Annotated in this window: 23 protein-coding genes; 21 read left to right on the plus strand and 2 right to left on the minus strand. The window is 40.8% G+C overall.

Features of this window, described 5'->3' with window-relative positions; genetic code table 11:
- Window positions 1-61: 61 nt before the first annotated feature.
- The gene (locus tag HT730_RS02640; RefSeq protein WP_173306726.1) at window positions 62-1,516 is read right to left on the minus strand and encodes an alpha-amylase; all 1,455 of its coding nucleotides are present in this window, start codon (window positions 1,514-1,516) and stop codon (window positions 62-64) included.
- 178 nt (window positions 1,517-1,694) lie between these two features.
- Here HT730_RS02640 and HT730_RS02645 point away from each other — a divergent pair, with 178 nt between their 5' ends.
- From HT730_RS02645 to HT730_RS10655, 3 genes are all read left to right on the plus strand, one after another.
- Window positions 1,695-2,444 carry an ABC transporter ATP-binding protein gene (locus HT730_RS02645; protein ID WP_173306727.1) on the plus strand — a complete coding sequence of 250 codons (750 nt, stop codon included), beginning with the start codon at window positions 1,695-1,697 and terminating at the stop codon, window positions 2,442-2,444.
- Entirely contained in the window at window positions 2,425-4,059 is a 1,635-nt protein-coding gene (locus HT730_RS02650; RefSeq protein WP_173306728.1) for a hypothetical protein, read from the plus strand. Before HT730_RS02645 ends, HT730_RS02650 begins: the two co-directional genes overlap by 20 nt.
- 71 nt (window positions 4,060-4,130) lie before the next feature.
- Entirely contained in the window at window positions 4,131-4,391 is a 261-nt protein-coding gene (locus HT730_RS10655) for a hypothetical protein (RefSeq protein WP_345890421.1), read from the plus strand.
- 279 nt (window positions 4,392-4,670) lie between these two features.
- Here HT730_RS10655 and HT730_RS02655 read toward each other — a convergent pair whose 3' ends face one another.
- Window positions 4,671-6,788, minus strand: a complete 2,118-nt coding sequence (locus tag HT730_RS02655; RefSeq protein WP_173306740.1) for an LTA synthase family protein — start codon at window positions 6,786-6,788, stop codon at window positions 4,671-4,673.
- 149 nt (window positions 6,789-6,937) lie between these two features.
- Here HT730_RS02655 and HT730_RS02660 point away from each other — a divergent pair, with 149 nt between their 5' ends.
- The 18 genes from HT730_RS02660 (at window position 6,938) to HT730_RS02745 (ending at window position 23,257) form a co-directional block, all read left to right on the plus strand.
- Complete coding sequence (locus tag HT730_RS02660; RefSeq protein ID WP_173306729.1) at window positions 6,938-8,101, plus strand: class I SAM-dependent rRNA methyltransferase; 1,164 nt, start codon at window positions 6,938-6,940, stop codon at window positions 8,099-8,101.
- Window positions 8,098-8,775, plus strand: a complete 678-nt coding sequence (gene aroD, locus HT730_RS02665; protein WP_000767770.1) for a type I 3-dehydroquinate dehydratase — start codon at window positions 8,098-8,100, stop codon at window positions 8,773-8,775. The genes HT730_RS02660 and aroD overlap by 4 nt, the downstream gene beginning before the upstream one ends.
- Window positions 8,765-9,619 (plus strand): shikimate dehydrogenase, encoded by an 855-nt coding sequence (locus HT730_RS02670; protein ID WP_173306730.1) that lies wholly within the window; start codon window positions 8,765-8,767, stop codon window positions 9,617-9,619. Before aroD ends, HT730_RS02670 begins: the two co-directional genes overlap by 11 nt.
- Before the next feature lie 18 nt (window positions 9,620-9,637).
- Window positions 9,638-10,705: a 3-dehydroquinate synthase gene (aroB, locus tag HT730_RS02675; protein ID WP_173306731.1), complete on the plus strand. Its 1,068-nt coding sequence runs from the start codon at window positions 9,638-9,640 to the stop codon at window positions 10,703-10,705.
- A gap of 9 nt (window positions 10,706-10,714) precedes the next feature.
- Window positions 10,715-11,881 (plus strand): chorismate synthase, encoded by a 1,167-nt coding sequence (aroC, locus tag HT730_RS02680; protein WP_173306732.1) that lies wholly within the window; start codon window positions 10,715-10,717, stop codon window positions 11,879-11,881.
- A gap of 9 nt (window positions 11,882-11,890) precedes the next feature.
- Window positions 11,891-12,994, plus strand: a complete 1,104-nt coding sequence (locus HT730_RS02685; protein WP_173306733.1) for a prephenate dehydrogenase — start codon at window positions 11,891-11,893, stop codon at window positions 12,992-12,994.
- A 10-nt stretch (window positions 12,995-13,004) separates the two neighbouring features.
- A complete protein-coding gene (locus HT730_RS02690; RefSeq protein ID WP_173306734.1) occupies window positions 13,005-13,160 on the plus strand; it encodes a hypothetical protein in 156 nt (51 codons plus the stop codon).
- On the plus strand, window positions 13,126-13,341 hold the full coding sequence (locus HT730_RS02695; RefSeq protein WP_240151452.1) for a hypothetical protein: 216 nt from the start codon (window positions 13,126-13,128) through the stop codon (window positions 13,339-13,341). The genes HT730_RS02690 and HT730_RS02695 overlap by 35 nt, the downstream gene beginning before the upstream one ends.
- A 53-nt stretch (window positions 13,342-13,394) precedes the next feature.
- On the plus strand, window positions 13,395-13,733 hold the full coding sequence (locus HT730_RS02700) for a YlbF/YmcA family competence regulator (protein WP_070478366.1): 339 nt from the start codon (window positions 13,395-13,397) through the stop codon (window positions 13,731-13,733).
- A gap of 91 nt (window positions 13,734-13,824) precedes the next feature.
- Window positions 13,825-15,108, plus strand: coding sequence for a 3-phosphoshikimate 1-carboxyvinyltransferase (gene aroA, locus HT730_RS02705; RefSeq protein WP_173306735.1), 1,284 nt, complete (start codon window positions 13,825-13,827; stop codon window positions 15,106-15,108).
- Window positions 15,101-15,577, plus strand: coding sequence for a shikimate kinase (locus HT730_RS02710; protein WP_173229019.1), 477 nt, complete (start codon window positions 15,101-15,103; stop codon window positions 15,575-15,577). The genes aroA and HT730_RS02710 overlap by 8 nt, the downstream gene beginning before the upstream one ends.
- Window positions 15,574-16,422: a prephenate dehydratase gene (gene pheA, locus HT730_RS02715; protein WP_173229021.1), complete on the plus strand. Its 849-nt coding sequence runs from the start codon at window positions 15,574-15,576 to the stop codon at window positions 16,420-16,422. The genes HT730_RS02710 and pheA overlap by 4 nt, the downstream gene beginning before the upstream one ends.
- Window positions 16,419-17,693, plus strand: a complete 1,275-nt coding sequence (psr, locus tag HT730_RS02720) for a polyisoprenyl-teichoic acid--peptidoglycan teichoic acid transferase Psr (RefSeq protein WP_054386687.1) — start codon at window positions 16,419-16,421, stop codon at window positions 17,691-17,693. Before pheA ends, psr begins: the two co-directional genes overlap by 4 nt.
- A gap of 125 nt (window positions 17,694-17,818) precedes the next feature.
- Window positions 17,819-18,664: a phosphorylcholine transferase LicD gene (locus tag HT730_RS02725; RefSeq protein ID WP_205380740.1), complete on the plus strand. Its 846-nt coding sequence runs from the start codon at window positions 17,819-17,821 to the stop codon at window positions 18,662-18,664.
- Complete coding sequence (locus HT730_RS02730; RefSeq protein WP_173306736.1) at window positions 18,654-19,757, plus strand: glycosyltransferase; 1,104 nt, start codon at window positions 18,654-18,656, stop codon at window positions 19,755-19,757. Before HT730_RS02725 ends, HT730_RS02730 begins: the two co-directional genes overlap by 11 nt.
- Window position 19,758: 1 nt before the next feature.
- The gene (locus HT730_RS02735; protein WP_173306737.1) at window positions 19,759-20,745 is read left to right on the plus strand and encodes a glycosyltransferase family 2 protein; all 987 of its coding nucleotides are present in this window, start codon (window positions 19,759-19,761) and stop codon (window positions 20,743-20,745) included.
- Between the two features lie 15 nt (window positions 20,746-20,760).
- Window positions 20,761-22,230: an O-antigen polysaccharide polymerase Wzy gene (locus HT730_RS02740; RefSeq protein WP_173306738.1), complete on the plus strand. Its 1,470-nt coding sequence runs from the start codon at window positions 20,761-20,763 to the stop codon at window positions 22,228-22,230.
- On the plus strand, window positions 22,223-23,257 hold the full coding sequence (locus tag HT730_RS02745) for a prephenate dehydratase (RefSeq protein WP_173306739.1): 1,035 nt from the start codon (window positions 22,223-22,225) through the stop codon (window positions 23,255-23,257). The genes HT730_RS02740 and HT730_RS02745 overlap by 8 nt, the downstream gene beginning before the upstream one ends.
- The last annotated feature ends 196 nt before the right edge of the window (window positions 23,258-23,453 follow it).

Here is a 23,453-nt window from a genome sequence, read left to right on the forward strand (position 1 = left end):
GTCTTTTTGTGAATGCAAAAAAGCCAAATCCGATTGGACCTGGCTTGATTATCATTAGCTATTAGATTGTATTGGTTGCCCAGACACTTACCGAAGCAGCTGAGACAGGGAATTGTCCATAACCTTCCTCATCAATTGTAACTTGATCTTGGTGGTTTCCAAGTAAGTCTATGAAAGTTTGGTTAGTCCATTCTTGGCCGACAAACATTGACTTGCTGTTTTCTTGGTCATTTGAGATAAGGACTGCGATTGGGGATTGATTTTCAGCACCTGAACGTACCCAACCGATACAGTTAGCATCATCAAAGCAGTCTGTTTGCTCTCCATAGGCCAAATCTTTTCGGATGGTTAGGAGGCGGTCAAGGACTTCTTTAAAATCTTCTTGAGCATATTGCCCTGAAATCCCATAGTAGTCGCCGTAAAAGACACATGGAAGGCCATTTTGGCGTAACAGAATGAGAGCATAGGCTGCTGGTTTGAACCATTCTTCAACAGTAGACTCAAGAGCCTGACCTCGTTGGGTATCGTGGTTGTCGACAAAAGTCACAGCCTTGTCAGGCTTGAGTTCAACCAGGCTATCTGTGAAAATGCCACGAAGGTCATAGTTGGAACCTGCTCGGCTAGCATCAAAGAGATTCTGGTGGAGACGAACATCGACAAGGTCAAAGCGTTCTTCCGTTTTTTCAAGATAGTCCAGATTGGCTTCCTTATCGGGATTCCAAAATTCACCAAAAACATAGAAATCCTCACCGTATTTTTCCTTCATATCACGGATGAAATTGCTCATAAAGAAAGAGTCAATGTGTTTAACGGCATCCAAGCGGAAACCAGCTACACCAGTCGTCTCCATGAACCAGTCAGCCCAGTCATAGATATTTTGGATGACTTCAGGATGTTTAAAGTCTAGATCAGCATACATGAGGTAGTCGTAGTTTCCGTTTTCATTATCAACCAATTCCTCGTTGGCCCAACCCTTGTTGTCTCCTTGGATCAGATAAATCCCAGACTTACGACGTTTGGCATCGTAGTCTGTACCTGTGAAGTGGTACCAGTGCCAGTGGAAGTCATTGTAGGTATCTTGGCGACCATCGAAGGTAAAGCTAGTCCAGCCATTGATGGTGAAGGGTTCTCCGAGTTCAACCGTACGGTCTACAGGGTCCACTTCGATAACCTGAAAGGCTTCCCTGTGATCGGCAGCAGCCTTGTGATTGAGCACCACATCGGCCATAGGTTGAATTCCCTGTGCTTTTAGGGCTTGAATGGCTTGAAGATAGTCTTCTTTAAAACCATACTTAGTGCGGACAGTCCCTTTTTGGTTGAACTCTCCTAGGTCAAATAAGTCATAGACCCCATAACCTACATCTTTTTCATTGGTAGCCTTGAAAGCTGGTGGCATCCAGACCTGGCTGATTCCCAGATGAGCTAGGTGTGGAGCATCTTCAGCTAGACGCGTCCAGTGCTGACCGTCATGGGGCAGATACCATTCAAAGTATTGCATGAGTGTTTGATTTTGCATGATGTTTCCTCTTACTTGTCAATCTTGTTCTTTATTCTATCATAAAGTATCTCTCAACGCAAACGTTTGCGTAAGAATAGAAGGAAACTATTGTATCTACTTAAATAAAGTGTTGATTTTTTTGTATCAAAGTGCTAGTATAATAGTATGTAATATAGATAAAGATAGGAGTCATCCCATGATTGAATTTCAAAATGTTAGTAAGTTGTATGGTGATAAAGAGGCTTTGAGCAATCTCAATTTGCAGATTGAAAATGGGGAGATTATGGGCTTGATTGGCCATAATGGGGCTGGAAAATCGACCACCATAAAATCCCTAGTCAGTATCATTTCGCCCAGCAGTGGTCGTATTTTAGTAGACGGTCAGGATTTATCGGAAAATCGCTTGGCGATCAAACGAAAGATTGGCTATGTTGCAGACTCGCCTGACTTATTTTTACGTTTAACGGCCAATGAATTTTGGGAATTGATCGCCTCATCCTATGATCTGACTAGCTCTGACTTGGAGGCTAGTCTAGCTAGGCTATTGAGTGTTTTTGATTTTGCTGAAAATCGTTATCAGGTTATTGAAACCCTTTCTCACGGAATGCGTCAGAAAGTCTTTGTCATTGGGGCACTCTTGTCTGATCCTGATATTTGGGTCTTGGACGAACCCTTGACTGGTTTGGATCCCCAAGCTGCCTTTGATTTGAAGCAAATGATGAAGGAGCATGCGCAAAAAGGCAAGACAGTCTTGTTTTCAACCCATGTCCTAGAGGTAGCTGAGCAAGTCTGTGATCGGATTGCCATTTTGAAAAAGGGGCATTTGATTTATTGTGGTAGTGTAGAGGACTTGAGAAAAGACCACCCAGACCAGTCTTTGGAAAGTATCTACCTTAGTCTTGCTGGTAGAAAAGAGGAGGTTGCGGATGCGTCTCAAGGTCATTAAAAAATTAGTTGATATCAATATCCTTTATTCATCTCAAGAAGCTAATCTGGCTAACCTACGAAAGAAGCAAGCCAAGAATCCTGGGAAAAAAGTAAATGTTTCCGCTAGAGTCCTAAGTTCTTACATTTTTTCCAGTCTCTTGATGCTTTTGATGTTTATAAATATAGCCTTTCGTTTTCCTTTTGAGGAAATGCCAAGTTTTTTTAGTAGCATGGTTGCTATTTTACTGGTGCTTGCCTTTTCAACTTCTTTCACTGCATTTTACAATGTCTTTTATGAGAGTAAGGACTTGGCATTGTATAGGCCCTATGCCTTTAAAGAATCAGAGATTATAATTGCTAAAGGACTGTCTGTTCTCTTGCCAGCTCTAGCTGGAATTGTACCAATCCTAGCTTATTTTCTAGTCCTCTATATTAGGCTAGCTCCTTCTCTATGGCTGGGTTTGCCTTTGATGCTGCTGTCCTTGGCCTTATTATTTGTCTCTGTTACTTTAGTGATGGTAGTGGCAGTACATTTTTTGGCTCAGACTACGGTTTTCAGAAAGTATCAGTCTATTTTTTCGAATGTGATGATTGGGATAGGGGTTCTCATACCTTTAATATTTGTCCTCTTTCTACAGTCGACTTTTGGAAGTATTGTTGACAAAGTTAGAGACATTCCATTTCTCCTTTATCCTCTTCATATTTTTTACAAAATAGCAGTGGAGCCTTTTTCGACAGAAGCCATACTGGGTCTGCTAGCTTGGATAGGACTAACTCTCTTCCTGCTTTATCTGACCAAAAAGAAGGTCCTTCCTCGTTTTTATGACGTTATCCTGCTTAATAGTGAGGAGAAGGTCAAAAAAGAACGTCGCAGCAAGGAGAGAATTTCAACTACTAAAAAGGGATTTTTCCGCATGGTTTTACGCTACCACCTCACCCTCTTGGGACAGGGGACTGGCGTGGTTACGGTGCTTTTTACAAGTGCTTTCCTTCCTTATCTCATGATGATCGGTCTGATTTCCAAAATCCGAGATTCTCAGATAGTTCCAGACATTCATCCTCCATACTGGTTACCCTTGTTTTTTGTAGGAGTGTTTATAGCAGTTGTCAATAACAATATCACCAGCCTGCATTCAATTGCCTTGTCCTTGGAGAGGGAAAATGTTGATTTTCTGAAGAGTTTACCCTTTGACTTTGCTCGTTATGTGAAAGTGAAATTTTGGATTATATTTGCTGTCCAGTCCTTTTTACCAGTTCTGACTTTACTTGGCCTTTCTCTATATCTAGGCTTGCCCATCCTTTCGATGATTTACCTTCTTGTGGCATGGATCCTTGCCAGTGTCATCCTTTCTTGCCACCATTACCTTAAGGACGTGAAAAATCTGTCAACCAATTGGAGTAACATTACGGACCTGGTGAACCGTTCAAATCGTATAGTCGCAATTGTTTTGATTTTTATTTATAGTGCAATCTTAATGGCCCTTGTAATAGGGAGCTTATTCTTGGTTCGGTCTCTCGCCCCTGTCCTTGCCATCAGCTTGGGAGTAGGAGTTCTTATCCTCTTGCTTGCTCTTGCTATTTTTGGCTATCATTACTACCTGTCACGCATATTGACAGAAATAGAAAAAAGATGAGATAGTTGGTCGCTTGCTTGATAAATTCAATTCGACAAACGCTTTTATAGTTTGTTAGAATGTAGTTGTAAATTATTACGATTGGCAATCAAAAAAATATAGGGGGGAAGGTTTTGAATAAGAAATATAATATAGTTCTATTTTTGTTGTTTATAGTTTATTTATTGGGATATTTTTCAATTTCAAAAACGTTAATTCCTATAATGTGTGTGATCCAAGTATTTTTGATAGAACATATATTTAGAGTTCGAAATAGGATTATGCAGATAGGTGAAATTATAATTATTCTTGCTTCTATAATATTATTTATTGATAGTATATTTAGTTTGTAACAAAAGGCTTTTCTATAAAATCAAATTTTCCAGATACCTGCTGAAGCTGATTTATCTTCTCTATATGCCTTCTCATCTTTATTTTACTATCTACACCACTAAACTTGACAGACATATATTGCTGATACAACCTCTCTAGCTACAATCTCACAGTTAATACTCTTCGAAAATCTCTTCAAACCACGTCAGCTTTGCCTTGCCGTATATATGTGNNTCTTTGATTTTCATTGAATTTTATTTTATAAAAAGAAATGCTCCTCCACGATGGAAGAGCATCTTTTATTGTGATTTTGATTCGGTTTCTGCAGACTCTGGGTGGAGTTCTTGATAACTTGGTGCCTTGAAAAGGTCAGTACTAGTTTTGCCTTGTCGTTGGCTAAAGAGGCTGGTTGACTGACTACCTTTTTCCTGCTCAATATTTTGCAGAATTGGTAAAGAATTGAGGTAAGAAATACTTTCTGTATCAACTTTTCCAAGATGATCTGCTTGGTAGAAACGAATCAAATCACCAGTTTGAATCTGGTCGCTGATTTTCAGCTGTTGACTAGCTGCTTGCCGAACGCTTTCCAGTTCGGTCTGAGTTTGTTCATCAAGATTGCTGATTTCAAGACCACTTTCAGTATAGTAGGTTCGTCCGTCATAGCTGGTGTATTTTGGTGTGACGAAGGAATTGGCAGTTCGAAAGGCAACGATTTCTTGATGGTCTGGTGATAGGAGGTCTTGTCCAACTTGAAGGAAGGAATTGGACTCAATACCAAGGAGGTGTTCGAGAGTCGGTAAGATATCGATTTGTCCACCGTAGGTATTGATGATTTGTCCTTTTTCATAGCCAGGCATGACTACCATAAAAGGCACTCGTTGCAACATGGCATTGTCGTAATTCGACCAGTTCTCAGAAGTCTTTCCAATCAAGGGTGCCAGCTCAGGATTGCGGGAGTTGGAAATACCATAATGGTCTCCGTAAATGACGATGATGGATTTTTCATAGAGGCCACTTTCTTTGAGATAGTCAAAGAAGGCTTTGATGGCGCTATCCAGATAGTTGGCTGTTTGGAAGTAGCCGTTGATTGTTTCATCTTTGGTTTTGGCCAGTGGGAAACCAAGCTCATCGCCAGTCAGATTGCTAGCATAGGGATAGTGATTGGACACCGTGATATACTTAGCATAAAAAGGCTGCTGTAAATGCTCCAGATACTGGATAGAATCTTTCATCATGATTTTATCATTTAAACCATATTGGAAAGAATTGCTACTGTCTTGCTTGGTGAAGTAGGAAGCATCAAAGAAGTATTGGTAGCCCCATTGTTTATAGGTCGTATTTCGATTCCAGAAGGTCCCGATATTACCGTGAAAGACTGCACTTGATTGGTAGCCATTTTTCGATAGGATGAAAGGCGCTGCCTGCTGGGTATTGGTACCTCCATAGTTGACCATAAAGGAACCTTGGTCAAGTCCAAACAAACCAGTTTCCAGCATGGTTTCCGCATCTGAGGTCTTCCCAGCCTTGACTTGGTTAAAGATATTCGAAAAGGCTAGGGTTGATTGCGAATGGTAGAGGGAGTTGAGGAAGGGAGTGACTTCATGCTCAGTTCCATCTATGTTGAGTTTATAGTCAAGCAGGAACTGCTGGAAGCTCTCCAAGTGGAGATAAATCACATTTTTCCCTTTGGCTAAGCCGAAATAGTCTGGATTGGGCTTAGCCGAATGTTCTTGAATATAATCTGTAATAGGTTGCAGGTCGGTCTCAGAGGCCTTAGCACGTTCTTTGTTGGCGCTATAGGATTGATTGGCACTATAACCTAAAAAGGCGGGCAAACTAAGGGCACGAACAATATAATAATTAGAAAATCCTCGCGACAGGAGATCGGGACGCTCAATTTCAGCCAAGAAAAGATTAGCAGAAAAGAGCAGGGCTGAGAGTGCAGTGATAGCAACACTTGAGCGGAATTTGAAAGGTCTCCTATCCAGCTGGATGAATTTTTTATAGAAAAGGAAAGCCAGCAATGGGAAATCCATAAAATAGATGAAATCCCAAAAGCGCAGTAACTCTAGTTCTGCAGTACCAACAGACACCTTGCTGACCACCTTCATGGTATTAGCCGTGATAAAGTCGCTAAATTCTCGATAGTAAAAGACATTGGAATAAAGCCAAATGAATAAAAGGCTATAAATAGCTATACTCAGGCCATAAAAAATCTTGGTTGAGCGAGCATAGAGGGCTAGAGCCAGCAGGAGTAGCCCCAAAGGAAGGGGATTGAAAAAGGCGATAAAGGCAAGGTAATTTCCCTGCAACTTGCCCACTTGAATATCTAAATTAAAGTCAACGGCATAGGCTAATAAGGTTTTGAGCCAATAGAGGATTAAAAGGGTTAGGACAAAACCCAGTCTGGTACCCATGGCTTTTTGGATTTTGTTAAAATTGCTTTTCACACATTTACTTCCTAATTTTTTATTAGTATTAGTATACCATTTTTTAAAAGAAGAGTAAAAAAGCAAGGGTAGTTTCTTTTTTGAGAATTGGCTAAAAGTTTGATATAATGGTAGTTATGAATAGAATAAGAGTCAGCAAAAGGCTTGAAAAGAAGCTCGCTAAGGGGCTAGTTTTACTAGAAGCCAGTGATCTTGAGAATGTCAATCTCAAGGATCAGGAAGTAGAAGTGCAGAGTCAAGAAGGAACCTTTCTTGGGACTGCCTACCTTTCGCAGCAAAACAAGGGCTTGGGCTGGTTTGTTAGTAAGGACAAGGTGGCCTTCAATCAAGCTTTCTTTGAAACGCTGTTTAGACAAGCTAAAGAAAAGAGAAAATCCTATTATCAAGATGATTTGACAACCGCCTTTCGTCTCTTCAACCAAGAGGGAGATGGCTTTGGGGGTCTGACAGTGGACCTTTATGGCGACTATGCTGTCTTTTCTTGGTATAACTCTTATGTTTATCAGATTCGCAAGGCTATCTCAGAAGCCTTTAGACAGGTTTTTCCTGAGGTGTTAGGGGCCTATGAGAAGATCCGTTTTAAGGGTTTGGACTATGAATCTTCCCATGTTTATGGTCAAGAAGCACCTGACTTTTTCACTGTTTTGGAAAATGGTGTCTTGTATCAAGTCTTTATGAATGATGGCTTGATGACAGGGATTTTCCTAGACCAGCATGAGGTTCGTGGTAGTATAGTTGATGGTTTAGCTATGGGCAAATCTTTGCTCAATATGTTTTCCTACACAGCGGCTTTTTCAGTGGCTGCGGCCATGGGAGGAGCAAGCCAGACAACTTCGGTTGACCTAGCCAAACGTTCACGAGAATTGTCTCAAGCGCATTTTCAGGCCAATGGAATCAGCACAGACGACCATCGTTTTATAGTCATGGATGTCTTTGAGTATTTCAAGTATGCCAAACGAAAATGCTTAACCTACGATGTGATTGTCCTAGATCCGCCTAGCTTTGCTCGGAACAAAAAACAAACTTTCTCTGTGGCCAAGGATTATCACAAGTTGATTTCCCAGAGTCTTGAGATTTTAAATCCGGGAGGAATTATCATTGCCAGCACCAATGCTGCTAATGTTTCCCGTCAGAAATTTACAGAACAAATTGATAAAGGCTTTGCAGGAAGAAGTTACCAGATTTTAAATAAATACGGTCTTCCAGCAGATTTCGCCTATAATAAAAAAGATGAAAGTAGTAATTACCTCAAGGTGATTAGTATGAAGGTTAGTAAATGAAATTAATCGTTTCAGTAATGCCAAGGAGTTTAGAGGAGGCTCAGGCTCTGGATGCCACAAGGTATCAAGATGCTGATATTATTGAATGGCGTGCCGACTATCTGCCTAAAGAAGCGATTTTGCAGGTAGCTCCAGCTATTTTTGAAAAATTTGCAGGTCGTGAATTGGTTTTCACATTGCGAACTCGCTCTGAAGGGGGAGAAATCGACCTTTCTCCAGAAGAATATATCCATCTAATCAAGGAAGTGGCGCAACTCTATCAACCAGATTATATTGATTTTGAGTACTATAGCTACAAGGATGTTTTTGAGGAAATGCTGGACTTCCCAAATCTTGTTTTGAGTTACCATAATTTCCAAGAAACACCTGAAAATATGATGGAAATCTTGTCAGAGTTGACGAGCCTAAATCCAAAACTTGTTAAGGTTGCGGTGATGGCTCATACGGAGCAGGATGTGCTAGACTTGATGAACTATACACGAGGCTTTAAAACCCTCAATCCTGAGCAGGAATATGTAACTATTTCTATGGGCAAGGTGGGCAAGGTCTCTCGTATCACTGCAGATGTGACAGGTTCTAGCTGGTCCTTTGCTAGTCTGGATGAGGCTAGTGCCCCTGGTCAGATTTCTCTAGCTAGCATGAAAAAAATTCGGGAGATTTTGGATGAAGCTTGATGGCTATACACGTTTAGCTGCCGTTGTTGCCAATCCTATTAAGCATTCTATTTCCCCCTTCATCCACAACAGCGCCTTTGAGGCGACAACTACCAACGGTGCTTATGTGGCTTGGGAGATTGAAGCGGGTGATTTGGCAGAAACAGTGGCTAATATTCGTCGCTACCAGATGTTTGGCATCAACCTGTCCATGCCCTATAAGGAGCAGGTGATTCCTTATTTGGATGAGCTGAGTGACGAATCGTGCTTGATTGGTGCGGTTAATACGGTTGTCAATGAGAATGGCAATTTAATTGGATATAATACAGATGGCAAGGGATTTTTTAAGAGCTTGCCTTCTTTTACAATTACAGGTAAGAAGATGACCCTGCTGGGTGCAGGTGGTGCGGCCAAGTCTATCTTGGCACAGGCTATTTTGGACGGCGTCAGTCAGATTTCGGTTTTTGTTCGTTCAGTTTCTATGGAAAAAACAAGACCTTACCTAGACAAGTTACAGGAGCAAACAGGCTTTAAAGTGGACTTGTACGCTTTAGAAGATGTTCCTAAACTGCAAGCAAGGATTGCTGAGTCGGATTTACTGGTCAATGCCACCAGTGTGGGCATGGATGGTCAATCATCCCCAGTTCCTGAAAGCATCAATTTGCCAGAAACTATCTTGGTGGCAGATATTATTTATCAACCCTTTGAAACGCCATTTTTAAAATGGGCCAGAAGTCAGGGTAATTCAGCCGTCAATGGTCTGGGAATGTTGCTCTATCAAGCTGCAGAAGCTTTTCAACTGTGGACAGGCAAGAAAATGCCGACAGAAGAGATTTGGCAGTCCTTAACAGAAAAATACCAATAAAGAAAGGGAGATTCTCCTATGAAAATCAGAATCGATATTCCTCATCATCCTTATGATATTCAGATTGAAAAAGGTTGTCTGGCTCAGGCTGGTCAATGGTTGCGAGAACTCTGGCAACCTCAAAAAGTGGTCATTGTGACAGATAACCATGTAGCTTCTCTTTATGCAGAGAAGGTCAAGCTCAGCCTAGAAGATGCTGGTTTTCAGGTAGCTGTTTTTGACTTTTTAGAAGGTGAAGAAAGAAAGAATTTGACCACTGTTCAGAAAGTCTATGAATTTCTAGTCAAGCAGGGTTTGACTCGTAGTGATGGAATCGTGGCTCTCGGAGGCGGTGTCGTTGGAGATCTGGCTGGTTTTGTAGCCTCTACTTATATGAGGGGTATTCACTTTGTTCAGATTCCGACTAGTTTGACAGCTCAGGTTGATTCTTCTATCGGCGGAAAGACAGGCGTTAACACTCCATTTGCTAAAAATATGGTGGGGACCTTTGCCCAGCCAGACGGGGTTCTGATTGACCCACTTGTTCTTGAAACCCTCGGAAAAAGAGAGTTGATTGAAGGAATGGGTGAAGTTATCAAGTATGGCTTGATTGAGGATCCAGAACTGTGGGCTCTTTTGACGGAACTGGATGGTTCTGTAGAGAGCATTCTGGAATATGCAGAGACCTTGATTGAACATTCTTGTCAGGTCAAGCGCAAGATGGTAGTTGAGGATGAGTTGGACAATGGTGTTCGCCTTTACCTCAATTTTGGCCATACTATTGGCCATGCCATTGAAGCAACTGCCGGTTATGGAAAAGTCATGCATGGTGAAGCTGTGGCCATGGGCATGGTACAGATTTCCAAGGTTGCTGAGGGGAAAGGCCTCATGCCAGCTGGAATAACCCAGTCCATCACAGCTATGTGCCAGAAATTTGGTTTGCCTGTTGATTATGAAAACTGGGATGTTGACAAGCTTTATCAGGCTTTGACTCATGACAAGAAAGCGCGTGGTAACACCTTGAAATTGGTCTTGGTGCCAGAGCTTGGTTCGGCGACCATTCACCCAGTTTCTCTGGAAGAGATGAAAGACTACTTGGTAAAATAAGGAGAGTGTATGAGATATTTAACTGCAGGAGAATCACACGGCCCCCGTCTAACAGCTATCATTGAAGGAATTCCATCTGGACTTCCTTTGACAGCAGAGGACATCAATGAGGATTTGAAACGTCGTCAGGGTGGCTACGGCCGCGGTGGTCGTATGAAGATTGAGAGCGACCAAGTTATCTTTACTTCGGGTGTTCGCCATGGGAAGACGACAGGGGCTCCCATTACCATGGACGTCATCAATAAAGATCACCAGAAATGGCTGGATATCATGTCTGCAGAAGACATTGAAGACCGCCTTAAAAGCAAACGAAAAATCACCCATCCTCGCCCAGGACATGCCGATTTGGTTGGGGGGATCAAGTACCGTTTTGACGATTTGAGAAATTCTTTGGAGCGTTCATCTGCCCGTGAAACCACCATGCGGGTGGCAGTAGGAGCAGTAGCCAAACGCCTCTTGGCTGAGCTGGATATGGAGATTGCCAACCATGTCGTTGTCTTTGGTGGCAAGGAAATCGATGTTCCTGAAAATTTAACAGTCGCTGAGATTAAGGAACGAGCTGCCCAGTCTGAAGTTTCTATTGTCAACCAAGAAAGAGAACAGGAAATCAAGGACTATATCGACCAAATCAAGCGTGACGGTGATACCATCGGTGGAGTTGTCGAGACAGTCGTCGGAGGTGTTCCAGTCGGCCTAGGTTCCTATGTCCAATGGGATAGAAAATTAGATGCGCGATTGGCCCAAGCTGTTGTCTCTATCAATGCCTTTAAAGGAGTAGAATTTGGTCTTGGCTTTGAAGCTGGTTATCGTAAAGGTAGCCAAGTCATGGACGAAATTCTCTGGTCTAAAGAAGACGGCTATACCCGTCGTACCAACAATCTAGGGGGCTTTGAAGGTGGTATGACCAATGGGCAACCTATCGTTGTTCGAGGTGTGATGAAGCCCATTCCTACTCTCTACAAACCACTCATGAGTGTGGATATCGAAACCCACGAACCTTACAAGGCAACTGTTGAAAGAAGTGATCCGACCGCCCTTCCAGCTGCAGGAGTGGTTATGGAAGCTGTTGTGGCAACGGTTTTGGCACAAGAAATCCTCGAAAAATTCTCATCAGATAATCTCGAGGAACTAAAAGAAGCGGTAGCCCAACACCGAGACTATACAAAGAACTATTAAGGAGTTCCTATGGCAAAAACAATCTATATCGCAGGTCTTGGTTTGATTGGTGCCTCGATGGCACTTGGTATCAGACGCGATCATCCAGATTATGAAATTTTAGGTTATAATCGCAGTCAAGCTTCGAGAGATATTGCCTTGAAAGAAGGCATGATTGACCGTGCAACGGATGATTTTGCCAGTTTTGCTCCTTTGGCAGATATCATCATTCTCAGCTTGCCAATAAAGCAAACCATTGCTTTCATTAAGGAGTTGGCCAACTTGGACTTGAAAGAAGGCGTCATTATTTCAGATGCTGGTTCAACCAAGTCAGCCATTGTAGATGCGGCGGAGAACTATTTAGCTGGCAAGCCTGTTCGCTTTGTCGGGGCCCATCCCATGGCTGGTAGTCACAAGACAGGGGCTGCTTCTGCGGATGTCAATCTTTTTGAAAACGCCTATTATATCTTCACACCTTCGAGGCTGACAAGTCAGGACACGCTTGAGGAAATGAGGGATTTGCTTTCAGGTCTTCATGCTCGTTTTATCGAGATTGATGCCAAGGAGCATGATCGGGTGACTTCTCAGATTAGCCATTTTCCTCATATTCTGGCTTCTAGTCTCATGGAACAGACCGCGGTCTATGCTCAAGAGCATGAGATGGCAAGGCGCTTTGCGGCCGGTGGTTTTCGAGATATGACTCGAATTGCAGAAAGCGAGCCAGGTATGTGGACCTCCATTCTCTTGTCCAATCGTGAAACTATTCTGGATCGAATTGCGGATTTCAAGGAGCGTTTGGAAGCGATTGGGCAGGCCATCAGCAAGGGAGATGAGGAGCAAATCTGGAACTTTTTCAATCAAGCGCGTGAGCAACGTCAGGCCATGGAAATTCATAAGCGTGGTGGTGTGGATAGCTCTTATGACCTTTATGTCGATGTTCCCGATGAAGAAGATGTCATCTTGAGGATTTTGGAACTACTACGTGGAACTTCCTTGGTCAATATTCATATCAACGAGGAAAACCGTGAAGATATTCACGGGATTCTACAAATTTCATTTAAAAATGCTCAAGACTTGGAACGAGCCGAGCATCTTATAACAGAAAATACCGATTACACAGTCGTCATCAAATAGGGAGAAAAATATGCCTAAAATAGAGCCTAGATTCATATTTGGTATTATCTTTATTTCTTTTATCTTACTTAGAGCTTACGCTGTTAAAAAAGATGTGAAAACTACTTCAGAAGCCAGTGTTGAGACAAAAAATGAACCATCCAACAAGGAAAGAAGTATTTCATGATATTGTTAAATCGATTGAATCATCCTTATCTGATGATGAGATAGATAACTATTTTGATAATCTTATGTCAAATGAAATAAAAACAGGTTCTAATTTAGGAACTTTGAAGATAGAGTATATACCAGATAAGGAATTAAGCAATGGACATTCAAGAGGTCATATAAAAGTGATTGCACAATAATAAAGACTACAGAGTGATTAGTAATTTTTAAAAAAATAAATAAGGAGAAAATTATGTCAAATATTTACGATAGTGCAAACGAACTCAGTCGCGGTCTACGCGAATTGCCAGAATACAAGGCTGTTAAAGCAGCTAAAGATGCTATTGCAGCAGATGCTGAGGCAAGCAAAATCTTTACAGAATATGTTGCCTTTCAAGAGGAAATTCAAAAACTAGCACAGACAGGGCAAATGCCAGATGCTTCCTTCCAAGCTAAGATGGAAGGATTTGGCAAGCAGATTCAGGGGAACAGTCTCTTGTCAGAATTCTTTACCAAGCAACAACAATTGGCCATTTACCTTTCTGACATTGAAAAAATTGTTTTCGAACCAGTTTCAGAATTGCTAAAATAAGAAAATAACTATCCTAAAGTCAGGAATTTTTAAGGAATTTCTGGCTTTTTATGATAAAATAAGTAAAAGTATTGCAAGTATGAGGTCCAGTATGAAACTAAAAACAAACATTAGCCACTTACATGGCAGTATCCGCGTTCCAGGTGACAAGTCTATCAGCCACCGTTCCATTATCTTTGGAAGTTTGGCCAAGGGTGAGACCAAGGTTTATGATATTCTGCGAGGTGAAGACGTTCTTTCGACCATGCAGGTTTTTCGTGATCTTGGTGTTGAAATTGAGGACAAAGATGGGGTTATTACTATTCAAGGTGTAGGCATGGATGGTTTAAAAGCTCCGCAAAATGCCCTTGATATGGGAAATTCTGGTACCTCTATTCGCCTGATTTCAGGTGTCCTTGCAGGTGCAGACTTCGAAGTAGAGATGTTCGGAGATGATAGTCTTTCCAAACGTCCTATGGATCGTGTGACTATTCCTCTGAAAAAAATGGGTGTCAGCATTTCAGGGCAAACTGAGCGAGACTTGCCTCCCCTTCACTTAAAAGGGACGAAAAACCTAAGACCTATTCATTATGAGTTGCCAATTGCCTCTGCCCAAGTCAAGTCGGCCTTGATGTTTGCAGCCTTGCAGGCTCAGGGTCAGTCCGTTATTATCGAAAAAGAATGCACCCGTAACCATACTGAAGATATGTTGCAACAATTTGGTGGTCATTTAAGTGTAGAGGGCAAGAAAATCACAGTCCAAGGGCCGCAAAAATTGACAGGACAAAAGGTGGTCGTGCCAGGAGATATTTCCAGTGCAGCCTTTTGGTTAGTCGCAGGTTTGATTGTTCCGAATTCTCGTGTGGTGCTGCAGAATGTGGGTATCAATGAAACGCGCACCGGTATTATTGATGTCATTCGCGCCATGGGTGGAAAATTGGAAATAACTGAAATCAATCCAGTCGCTAAATCTGCTACCTTGACTGTTGAGTCTTCTGACTTGAAAGGAACAGAGATTGGTGGTGCCTTGATTCCACGCTTGATTGATGAATTGCCCATTATTGCTCTTCTGGCTACCCAAGCACAAGGTGTAACAGTTATTAAGGATGCTGAGGAACTCAAGGTCAAGGAAACAGATCGCATTCAGGTGGTGGCAGACGCTTTAAATAGCATGGGAGCAGATATTACTCCGACGGCAGATGGAATGATTATCAAAGGAAAATCAGCCCTTCACGGTGCTAGAGTCAATACTTTTGGAGACCATCGTATCGGCATGATGACTGCTATCGCGGCCCTCTTGGTTGCTGATGGAGAGGTGGAGCTTGACCGTGCAGAAGCCATCAATACCAGCTATCCTAGTTTCTTTGATGATTTGGAGAGCTTGATTCATGGCTAAGGTGTTATTAGGCTTTATGGGGGCTGGCAAATCCACAATCGCCAGAGTTTTAGATCCAAATTATCTCGATATGGATGCTCTGATAGAGAAGCGTTTAGGTATGTCCATTGCGGAATTTTTCGCGGAAAAGGGAGAAGAAGCCTTTCGACAGATAGAGTCAGAAGTCCTAGCTGAGTTATTACAAAGAGATCAAGTTGTGTCAACTGGCGGAGGAGTTGTCATTTCTCAGCGAAATCGTGACTTACTCAAGACTAATTCTGATAACATCTATCTGAAAGCCGATTTTGAAACCCTCTACCAACGTATCGCAGCTGATCAGGACAATCAGCGTCCGCTTTTTCTAAATAATAGCAAGGAAGAATTAGCAGCTATTTTCCAAGAAAGACAGGCTTGGTATGAGGAAGTGGCCAGTCGGGTTTTGGATGTAATCAAGCTAAGCCCAGAGGAAATTATAGAGGAACTGAGATGAAAATTGCTTATCTAGGTCCCAAGGGATCATTTTCACACCACGTTGTGCAGACAGCTTTTCCTCAGGAGGAATTGCAGGCCTTTGCCAACATTACAGATGTCATCAAGGCCTATGAGCAAGGCTTGGTGGACTATTCTGTGGTGCCAGTTGAAAATTCTATCGAGGGTAGTGTTCATGAAACCTTGGACTATCTTTTTCATCAGGCTCGCATCCAAGCAGTGGCAGAAATCGTTCAGCCCATTCATCAGCAGTTGATGGTGGTTCCAGGCCATACTAAGATTGAAAAGATTTTTTCTCATCCACAGGCCTTAGCTCAAGGAAAGAAATTCATCGATGAACAATATCCAGAGGCTCAAATCGAGGTAACAGCTAGTACAGCTTATGCGGCCCGTTTTATTTCCGAACATCCAGACCAGCCCTTTGCAGCCATTGCACCTAGAAGTTCTGCTGAAGAATATGGCTTGGAACTGATTGCCGAGGATATTCAGGAAATGGAAGCCAATTTCACAAGATTCTGGGTTTTGGGAGCTAAAAAGCCTTCTATTCTCTTGCAAGCACAAACTGAAAAAATGAGTTTGGCCTTGACCTTACCGGACAACCTTCCAGGTGCACTTTATAAGGCCCTGTCGACCTTTGCTTGGAGAGGAATTGACCTGACAAAAATTGAAAGTCGTCCACTCAAGACAGCGCTAGGCGAATACTTTTTCATTATCGATGTGGACTATACTGATAAGGACTTGGTTCACTTTGCCCAAAAAGAACTAGAAGCGATTGGAATCCAGTATAAAGTTCTGGGTACCTATCCGATTTATCCAATATCAGACCATGGAAAGGAGAGAAGATGAGTAAAGAAAATCCTCTCAGTCATCATGAAAAATTACGTTATGATTATTTGCTAAAAAATATTCACTATCTCAATGAGAGAGAAAAAAATGAGTTTGCCTATTTGCAAGAAAAGCTAACTCTTGCTAGGGTAAATAGTAGTTCCAGCTTGGAACAAGAAAGAGAAGAGCAGGTTGACTTACCAAGCTATGCGAACCGGAGTCGTTCACAATCCAAATCACAAGCACTCTCTTCCCCTCCCAAAAAGAAAAGACGGAAGCTCCGTCTTAAACGCATTTTTATGGTGATTTTTTCACTTTTGGTCTGTGTGGCTTTGGCCATGGTATTCATGTTTTTACGTGGTTACCAAGATGCTAGTGCAAAGAAAACTGCTGATGCTAAGGCAGCACAGGTTCAAGTCTTTAATGGTCAGGACACTAGAGACGGGGTTAATATTTTGATCATGGGGACGGACGGTCGAATTGGTCAAAATAGTGCTGAGACGCGGACTGACTCTATTATGGTCTTAAATGTCGGAGGTTCGGACAAGAAAATCAAGCTAGTCAGTTTCATGCGTGATAATTTGGTCTATATAGATGGTTATAGTCAAGTGATTAATGGTAGAAAACAGACGGATAACAAGTTAAACGTAGCCTATGAGTTAGGAGAACAAGAGGGACAAAAAGGGGCAGAAATGGTTCGCCAAGTCTTGAAAGATAATTTTGACTTGGACATTAAGTACTATGCCTTGGTCGATTTTCAGGCCTTTGCAACAGCGATTGACACGCTTTTCCCTGATGGGGTGACGATTGATGCTCAATTTTCAACATTGAATGGGCGTCCACTAACAGAAGCTACAGTCGGAGATGATTTACACGCTACTGAGACTGAGTCTCCAACCCAAACCATCAAAGTCGGGAAGCAGCAGATGAATGGCTCGACCCTGCTCAATTATGCTCGTTTCCGTGATGACGATGAGGCGGATTACGGCCGTACCAAAAGACAGCAGCAAGTTTTAACAGCAATTTTAGAGCAAATTAAAGATCCCACTAAACTTTTCACTGGTTCTGAAGCTCTTGGAAAGGTTTTTGCTATGACCTCAACCAACGCACCCTATACTTTCCTCCTAACAAACGGTTTATCTGTTTTGGATGGAGCAAAAAATGGTATTGAAAAATTGACGATTCCAGAACTGGGTGACTGGGTAGATGCCTATGATGTTTATGGAGGCTTGGGCTTGCTGGTCGATCAAAACAAATATCAGAATAAATTAGCTCAGATGGGTTTGAGATAAAATAAGATAGGAAAATCAAAGCTTGAAAGCTATTTATCTAGCAGTCAGGCTTTGATTTTTTACAGTCTTCAATAGATTTTCACCCCCTATTTGTGGTATAATGAAACGATACGATAGAAAGAATAATGAACAATATGACTGATTTAAAAGCAATTCAGGCTCGTAGTCTGGAGATGGCTGGATATTTTGTTGCCTTTTGTAAAGAACATGATTTGCTTTGTTACCTCTGTGGGGGAGGTGCTATTGGTGCCCTTCGAAACAAGGGTTTCATTCCTTGGGACGACGACCTAGACTTTTTCATGCCCCGTAAGGATTATGAGAAATTGGCAGAATTATGGCCTCGTTATGCAGATGAACGTTATTTCTTGTCAAAGAGTAACAAGAATTTTGTAGACCGTAATCTTTTTATTACCATTCGTGACAAGGAAACCACTTGTATCAAGCCTTATCAGCAGGATTTAGAATTGCCACATGGTTTGGCCTTGGACGTTTTGCCTTTGGATTATTATCCTAAAAATCCAGCTGAGCGGAAGAAACAGGTTCGTTGGGCACTGATCTATTCACTCTTTTGTGCCCAAACTATTCCAGAAAAGCATGGTGCTCTTATGAAATGGGGAAGTCGCATTTTACTGGGTGTGACTCCAAAATCTCTCCGTTATCGCATTTGGAAAAAAGCTGAGAAAGAAATGACCAAGTATGGTCTAGCTGAGAGCGATGGAATCACGGAGCTATGCTCAGGTCCTGGCTACATGAGAAACAAGTACCCAATCGCATCTTTTGAAGACAATCTTTTCTTACCATTTGAAGGGACAGAGATGCCTATTCCAGTTGGCTACGATGCCTATCTCAGCACTGCTTTTGGAGATTATATGACGCCACCACCAGCAAATAAGCAAGTACCGCATCATGATGCTGTCATCGCTGATATGGATAAGCCTTATACAGAATACAAGGGAGAATATGGTGGCTAAGAAAAAAATCTTATTTTTTATGTGGTCTTTTTCTCTCGGAGGCGGTGCAGAGAAGATTCTGTCTACCATTGTTTCAAATCTGGATCCAGAAAAGTATGATATTGATATTCTTGAAATGGAGCACTTTGATAAGGGATACGAATCTGTTCCCAAGCATGTAGGCATTTTAAAATCCCTTCAGGATTATCGCCAAGCCAGATGGTTACGAGCTCTTTTGTGGAGAATGAGAATTTATTTTCCAAGACTGACTCGTCGTTTGCTTGTAGAAGATGATTATGATGTTGAAGTTTCCTTTACTATTATGAATCCACCACTGTTGTTCTCTAAAAGAAAAGAAGTCAAGAAAATCTCTTGGATTCATGGAAGTATCGAAGAATTTCTTAAGGATAGCTCCAAAAGAGAATCACATAGACGCCAGTTGGATGCTGCGAATACCATTGTAGGAATTTCAAAAAAGACCAGCAATTCTATCAAGGAAGTCTATCCAGATTATGCTTCTAAATTACAGACAGTCTACAATGGATATGATTTTAAGACTATTTTAGAAAAATCTCAAGAGAAGATCGATATCGAGATTGCTCCTCAAAGTATCTGTACCATCGGACGGATTGAGGAAAATAAGGGTTCTGACCGTGTGGTGGAAGTGATACGGTTATTGCACCAAGAGGGGAAAAACTATCATCTCTATTTTATCGGAGCTGGTGATATGGAAGAGGAACTGAAAAAACGAGTTAAAGAGTATGAGCTTGAAGACTATGTGCATTTCCTTGGTTATCAAAAAAATCCATACCAGTATTTGTCTCAGATGAAGATCCTCTTGTCTATGTCTAAACAAGAAGGTTTTCCTGGGGTGTATGTGGAGGCCTTGAGCCTTGGAATCCCTTTTGTCTCTACGGATGTTGGAGGTGCTGAGGAACTATCCCAAGAAGGAAGGTTTGGACAAATCATTGAGAGCAATCAAGAGGCAGCTCAGGCAATTACGAACTATATGACTTCTGCCTCAAACTTTGATGTCGATGAGGCTAGTCAATTCATTCAACAATTTACAATTGCCAAACAAATCGAACAAGTAGAAAAACTATTAGAGGAGTAGCATGGAAACTGCATTAATTAGTGTGATTGTGCCAGTCTATAATGTGGCGCAGTACCTAGAAAAATCGATAGCTTCCATTCAGAAGCAGACCTATCAAAATCTGGAAATCATTCTTGTTGATGATGGTGCAACAGATGAAAGTGGTCGCTTGTGTGATTCAATCGCTGAACTAGATGATAGGGTGTCAGTGCTTCATAAAAAGAATGAAGGTTTGTCACAAGCACGAAATGATGGAATGAAGCAGGCTCACGGAGATTATCTGATTTTTATTGACTCAGATGATTATATCCATCCAGAAATGATTCAGAGCTTATATGAGCAATTAATTCAAGAAGATGCGGATGTTTCGAGCTGTGGTGTCATGAATGTCTATTCTAATGATGAAAGCCCACAGTCAGCCAATCAGGATGATTATTTTGTCTGTGATTCTCAAACATTTCTAAAGGAATACCTCATAGGTGAAAAAATACCTGGAACGATCTGCAATAAGCTAATCAGGAGAGAGATTGCAACTGCCCTATCCTTTCCAAAGGGATTGATTTATGAAGATGCTTATTATCATTTTGATTTAATCAAGTTGGCTAAGAAGTACGTTGTTAATACTAAACCCTATTATTATTATTTCCATAGAGGGGATAGTATTACGACCAAACCCTATGCAGAGAAGGATTTAGCCTATATTGATATCTACCAAAAGTTTTACAATGAAGTTATGAAAAACTATCCTGATTTGAAAGAGGTCGCTTTTTTCAGATTGGCCTATGCCCACTTCTTTATTCTGGATAAGATGTTACTAGATGATCAGTATAAACAATTTGAAGCCTATTCTCAGATTCATCGTTTTTTAAAAGGCCATGCCTTTGCTATTGCTAGGAATCCAATTTTCCGTAAGGGGAGAAGAATTAGTGCTTTGGCTCTATTCATAAATATTTCCTTATACCGATTCTTATTACTGAAAAATATTGAAAAATCTAAAAAATTACATTAGAACGGGGGTGAGCAAGTGATTGATGGAAAACGATTATTATTTAGTTTGACCCTAGTCAGTTATGCCTTGACGCTAGTAAGTGGAATTGTGTATCTGTTTAATAATAACAATGTTAGCTTGCTTTCTACTTTATTGTTCTTACTGGTTAGTAGCTTAATTGCTTGTTGGAATGATATCAAGTATTACTTAATCCATTTTATTTTCTATTTAACTATTTTTGTCTTTCTGGTATCAAGACCGACCATTGATTATTTTAGAGATGGCGCTTTGGATACCTATCATCCCATAGCCTATCGTTTTGCCTTTATAGTTGTCATGGTTTCGATATTGGGATTGACCACAGGAGGCGTCCTGGCTCGTTACTTCATAGCTAGGAAGAAAATAAAAGTAGCAAATATAGGAAATTCTCTAAAAGAGGTTTATATCAAGCGGTTACGCTTTGTATCGCTAGGAGTTTTTCTTCTCACCTATCCTTTCTATTTCATTCGGTTATTCGAACGGCTCTTGTATCGCTTGCAGACGTCCTACTATGCCTACTATGCAAATTTTGAAAGTAAACTTCCCTATTTTACCTATATCTTATCAACCTTTACGGTCTATGCAATGTGTATGTATCTGGCAACCAAGCCAAAGAAATGGCAGGCCACAGCAGTGCTTGTCTCCTTTATTGCAGCCAATACTATTCATTTGGCAATTGGGACACGAAATCCCTTTATTTTAAGTATTTTATTTGCTTTCGTTTATTACTTCATGCGGGAGCAAACTGAAAAAGGAAAATGGATTGGGTTTAAAGAAAAGTTAGCGATTTTTGTAGGTTCTCCTATTCTCATGTTAGCGATGGGAGTGCTCAATTATGTACGGGATAATGTCCAGGTTTCCCATACAGGTTTCTGGGATATTCTGCTTGACTTTATCTATAAACAAGGGACTAGTTTTGGAGTTCTGGCTCGAGGTTTTCTATTTAACAGTAGCCTCCCTTACCGAGATTTCCGTAATTTTACTTTTGGTCCTGTCCTTGATTATTTTGCAAGGGGAAGCTTGGGGGCTATTTTCGGAGGAAAAGCCTTTGAACATACAACCAATAGTGTGGAGCTAGCTATTGATAGTAATAGTTATGCCCACAATTTGTCCTATCTTGTTTTGAACAAGGAATATTTAAAAGGACATGGTATCGGAAGTAGCTATATTATGGAGTTGTATACCGACTATGGTATGATAGGAGTCTTTCTGCTTAGTCTCTTACTCGGTATGCTATTTATAGCCATGTTGCAAGTAGCCTATCGCTCTAGAACAATCTTATTTGCCTTGTCCTTACTCATCTTGAATAATTTATTCTTTATGCCAAGAAGTAGCTTTTCAGAAAGTTTCTTCAATCTATTTACAATGCAATTCTGGGGAATTGTTCTTGTGATGATATTTGTAGCAAAAATGCTTACAAAAGAGAACCAGTATCTACTCAACAAAGGAGAAAAAAATCATGTTTGAACATTATTCAGTAGCTGATTTGTTTGCAAATCTTTATAAAAAACGAAAAGCAAATATTTTAGCTCTTATCGCTTTATTTGCTCTCATTGCTGTACCATTTACAATTAAAGCAGTTAGGAATAAAAACACTGTCAAAGATACAACAAGTTATTCAACTTATCTTAGCTATAAAATCACTCCTCCAGAAGACTCAGCCAAAACGATTTTGAATCATCAAATTGGTGGTTATAGTGATTTTTATGGGAAATTGATTGATGGGAATTTGAATGGAGCTTATCTTTTCAATGATGTAGAACCCAGTGAGTTGAAAAAAATTGCCAGTGAATTAGATACGACAGAAACAACCTTGAAAAATTCTACGAATGATTATTGGTGGAAAAAACTGACCGTCTACTATATGATTGACGATGCAGGGGTTGGTGTGAAAATTTTGACACCAAGTAAAGATGCTAATGACTTGTTGGAGCGAAAAATTGATGGATTGATTGAGAAATTTAAACACACTTTTGCAAATGTAAAAATTGAAAAATTGGAAACCATCAACTCTAAAGAATTGAATGCAAATGGTGAGACAGCGCTTGGATTGAATGTGAAAAACTTGATTCTTCGTTTAGTTGTTATTGGAGTGGTTTGTGTGATTTTGGTTGTGATGGGAAATGTGTTAGTTTATCTCTTTAATCCAACAATCAATAGAGCAGGTGATTTTTATCAGTATCAAATTGATTTTGTAACAGAGATTACAACAATTGCTAACCTAGCAGATGTCTTGTCATACAAAAATGCTGGACAAGAATTAACAATCGTTAGCTCAAACAAAGCTATCCTAGATAAATTGAAACAAAATCAAGAGTCTTTAAAAGGAATGCATTTTGTCGATTTACAAGATGTGCCATCGCTTTTGGAAAGAGATACAGTCCTTCTTGTTGAAGAGTACGGAGTGACTCGTTATAAGAAGTTTGAGCAAAGTCTTCAAATTCTCAGAAACTTAAATCGTTCTATCCTCGGTGTAGCAACCTTTAAACTATAAGCTTTCTGATGTATTAGGTCTTCAAAGTTGGCTAAGAGCCGATTTTGAAGGCTTTTTCTATCTGTCTGCAGAAATTTTCTTTTATACTCAATGAAAATCAAAAAGCAAACTAGGAAGCTAGCCGCAGGTTGCTCAAAACACTGTTTTGAGGTTGCAGATAGAGCTGACGTGGTTTGAAGAAATTTTCGAAGAGTAT

The sequence above is a fragment of the Streptococcus sp. k-628 genome, from assembly GCF_013277475.1.
Lineage (GTDB): Bacteria > Bacillota > Bacilli > Lactobacillales > Streptococcaceae > Streptococcus.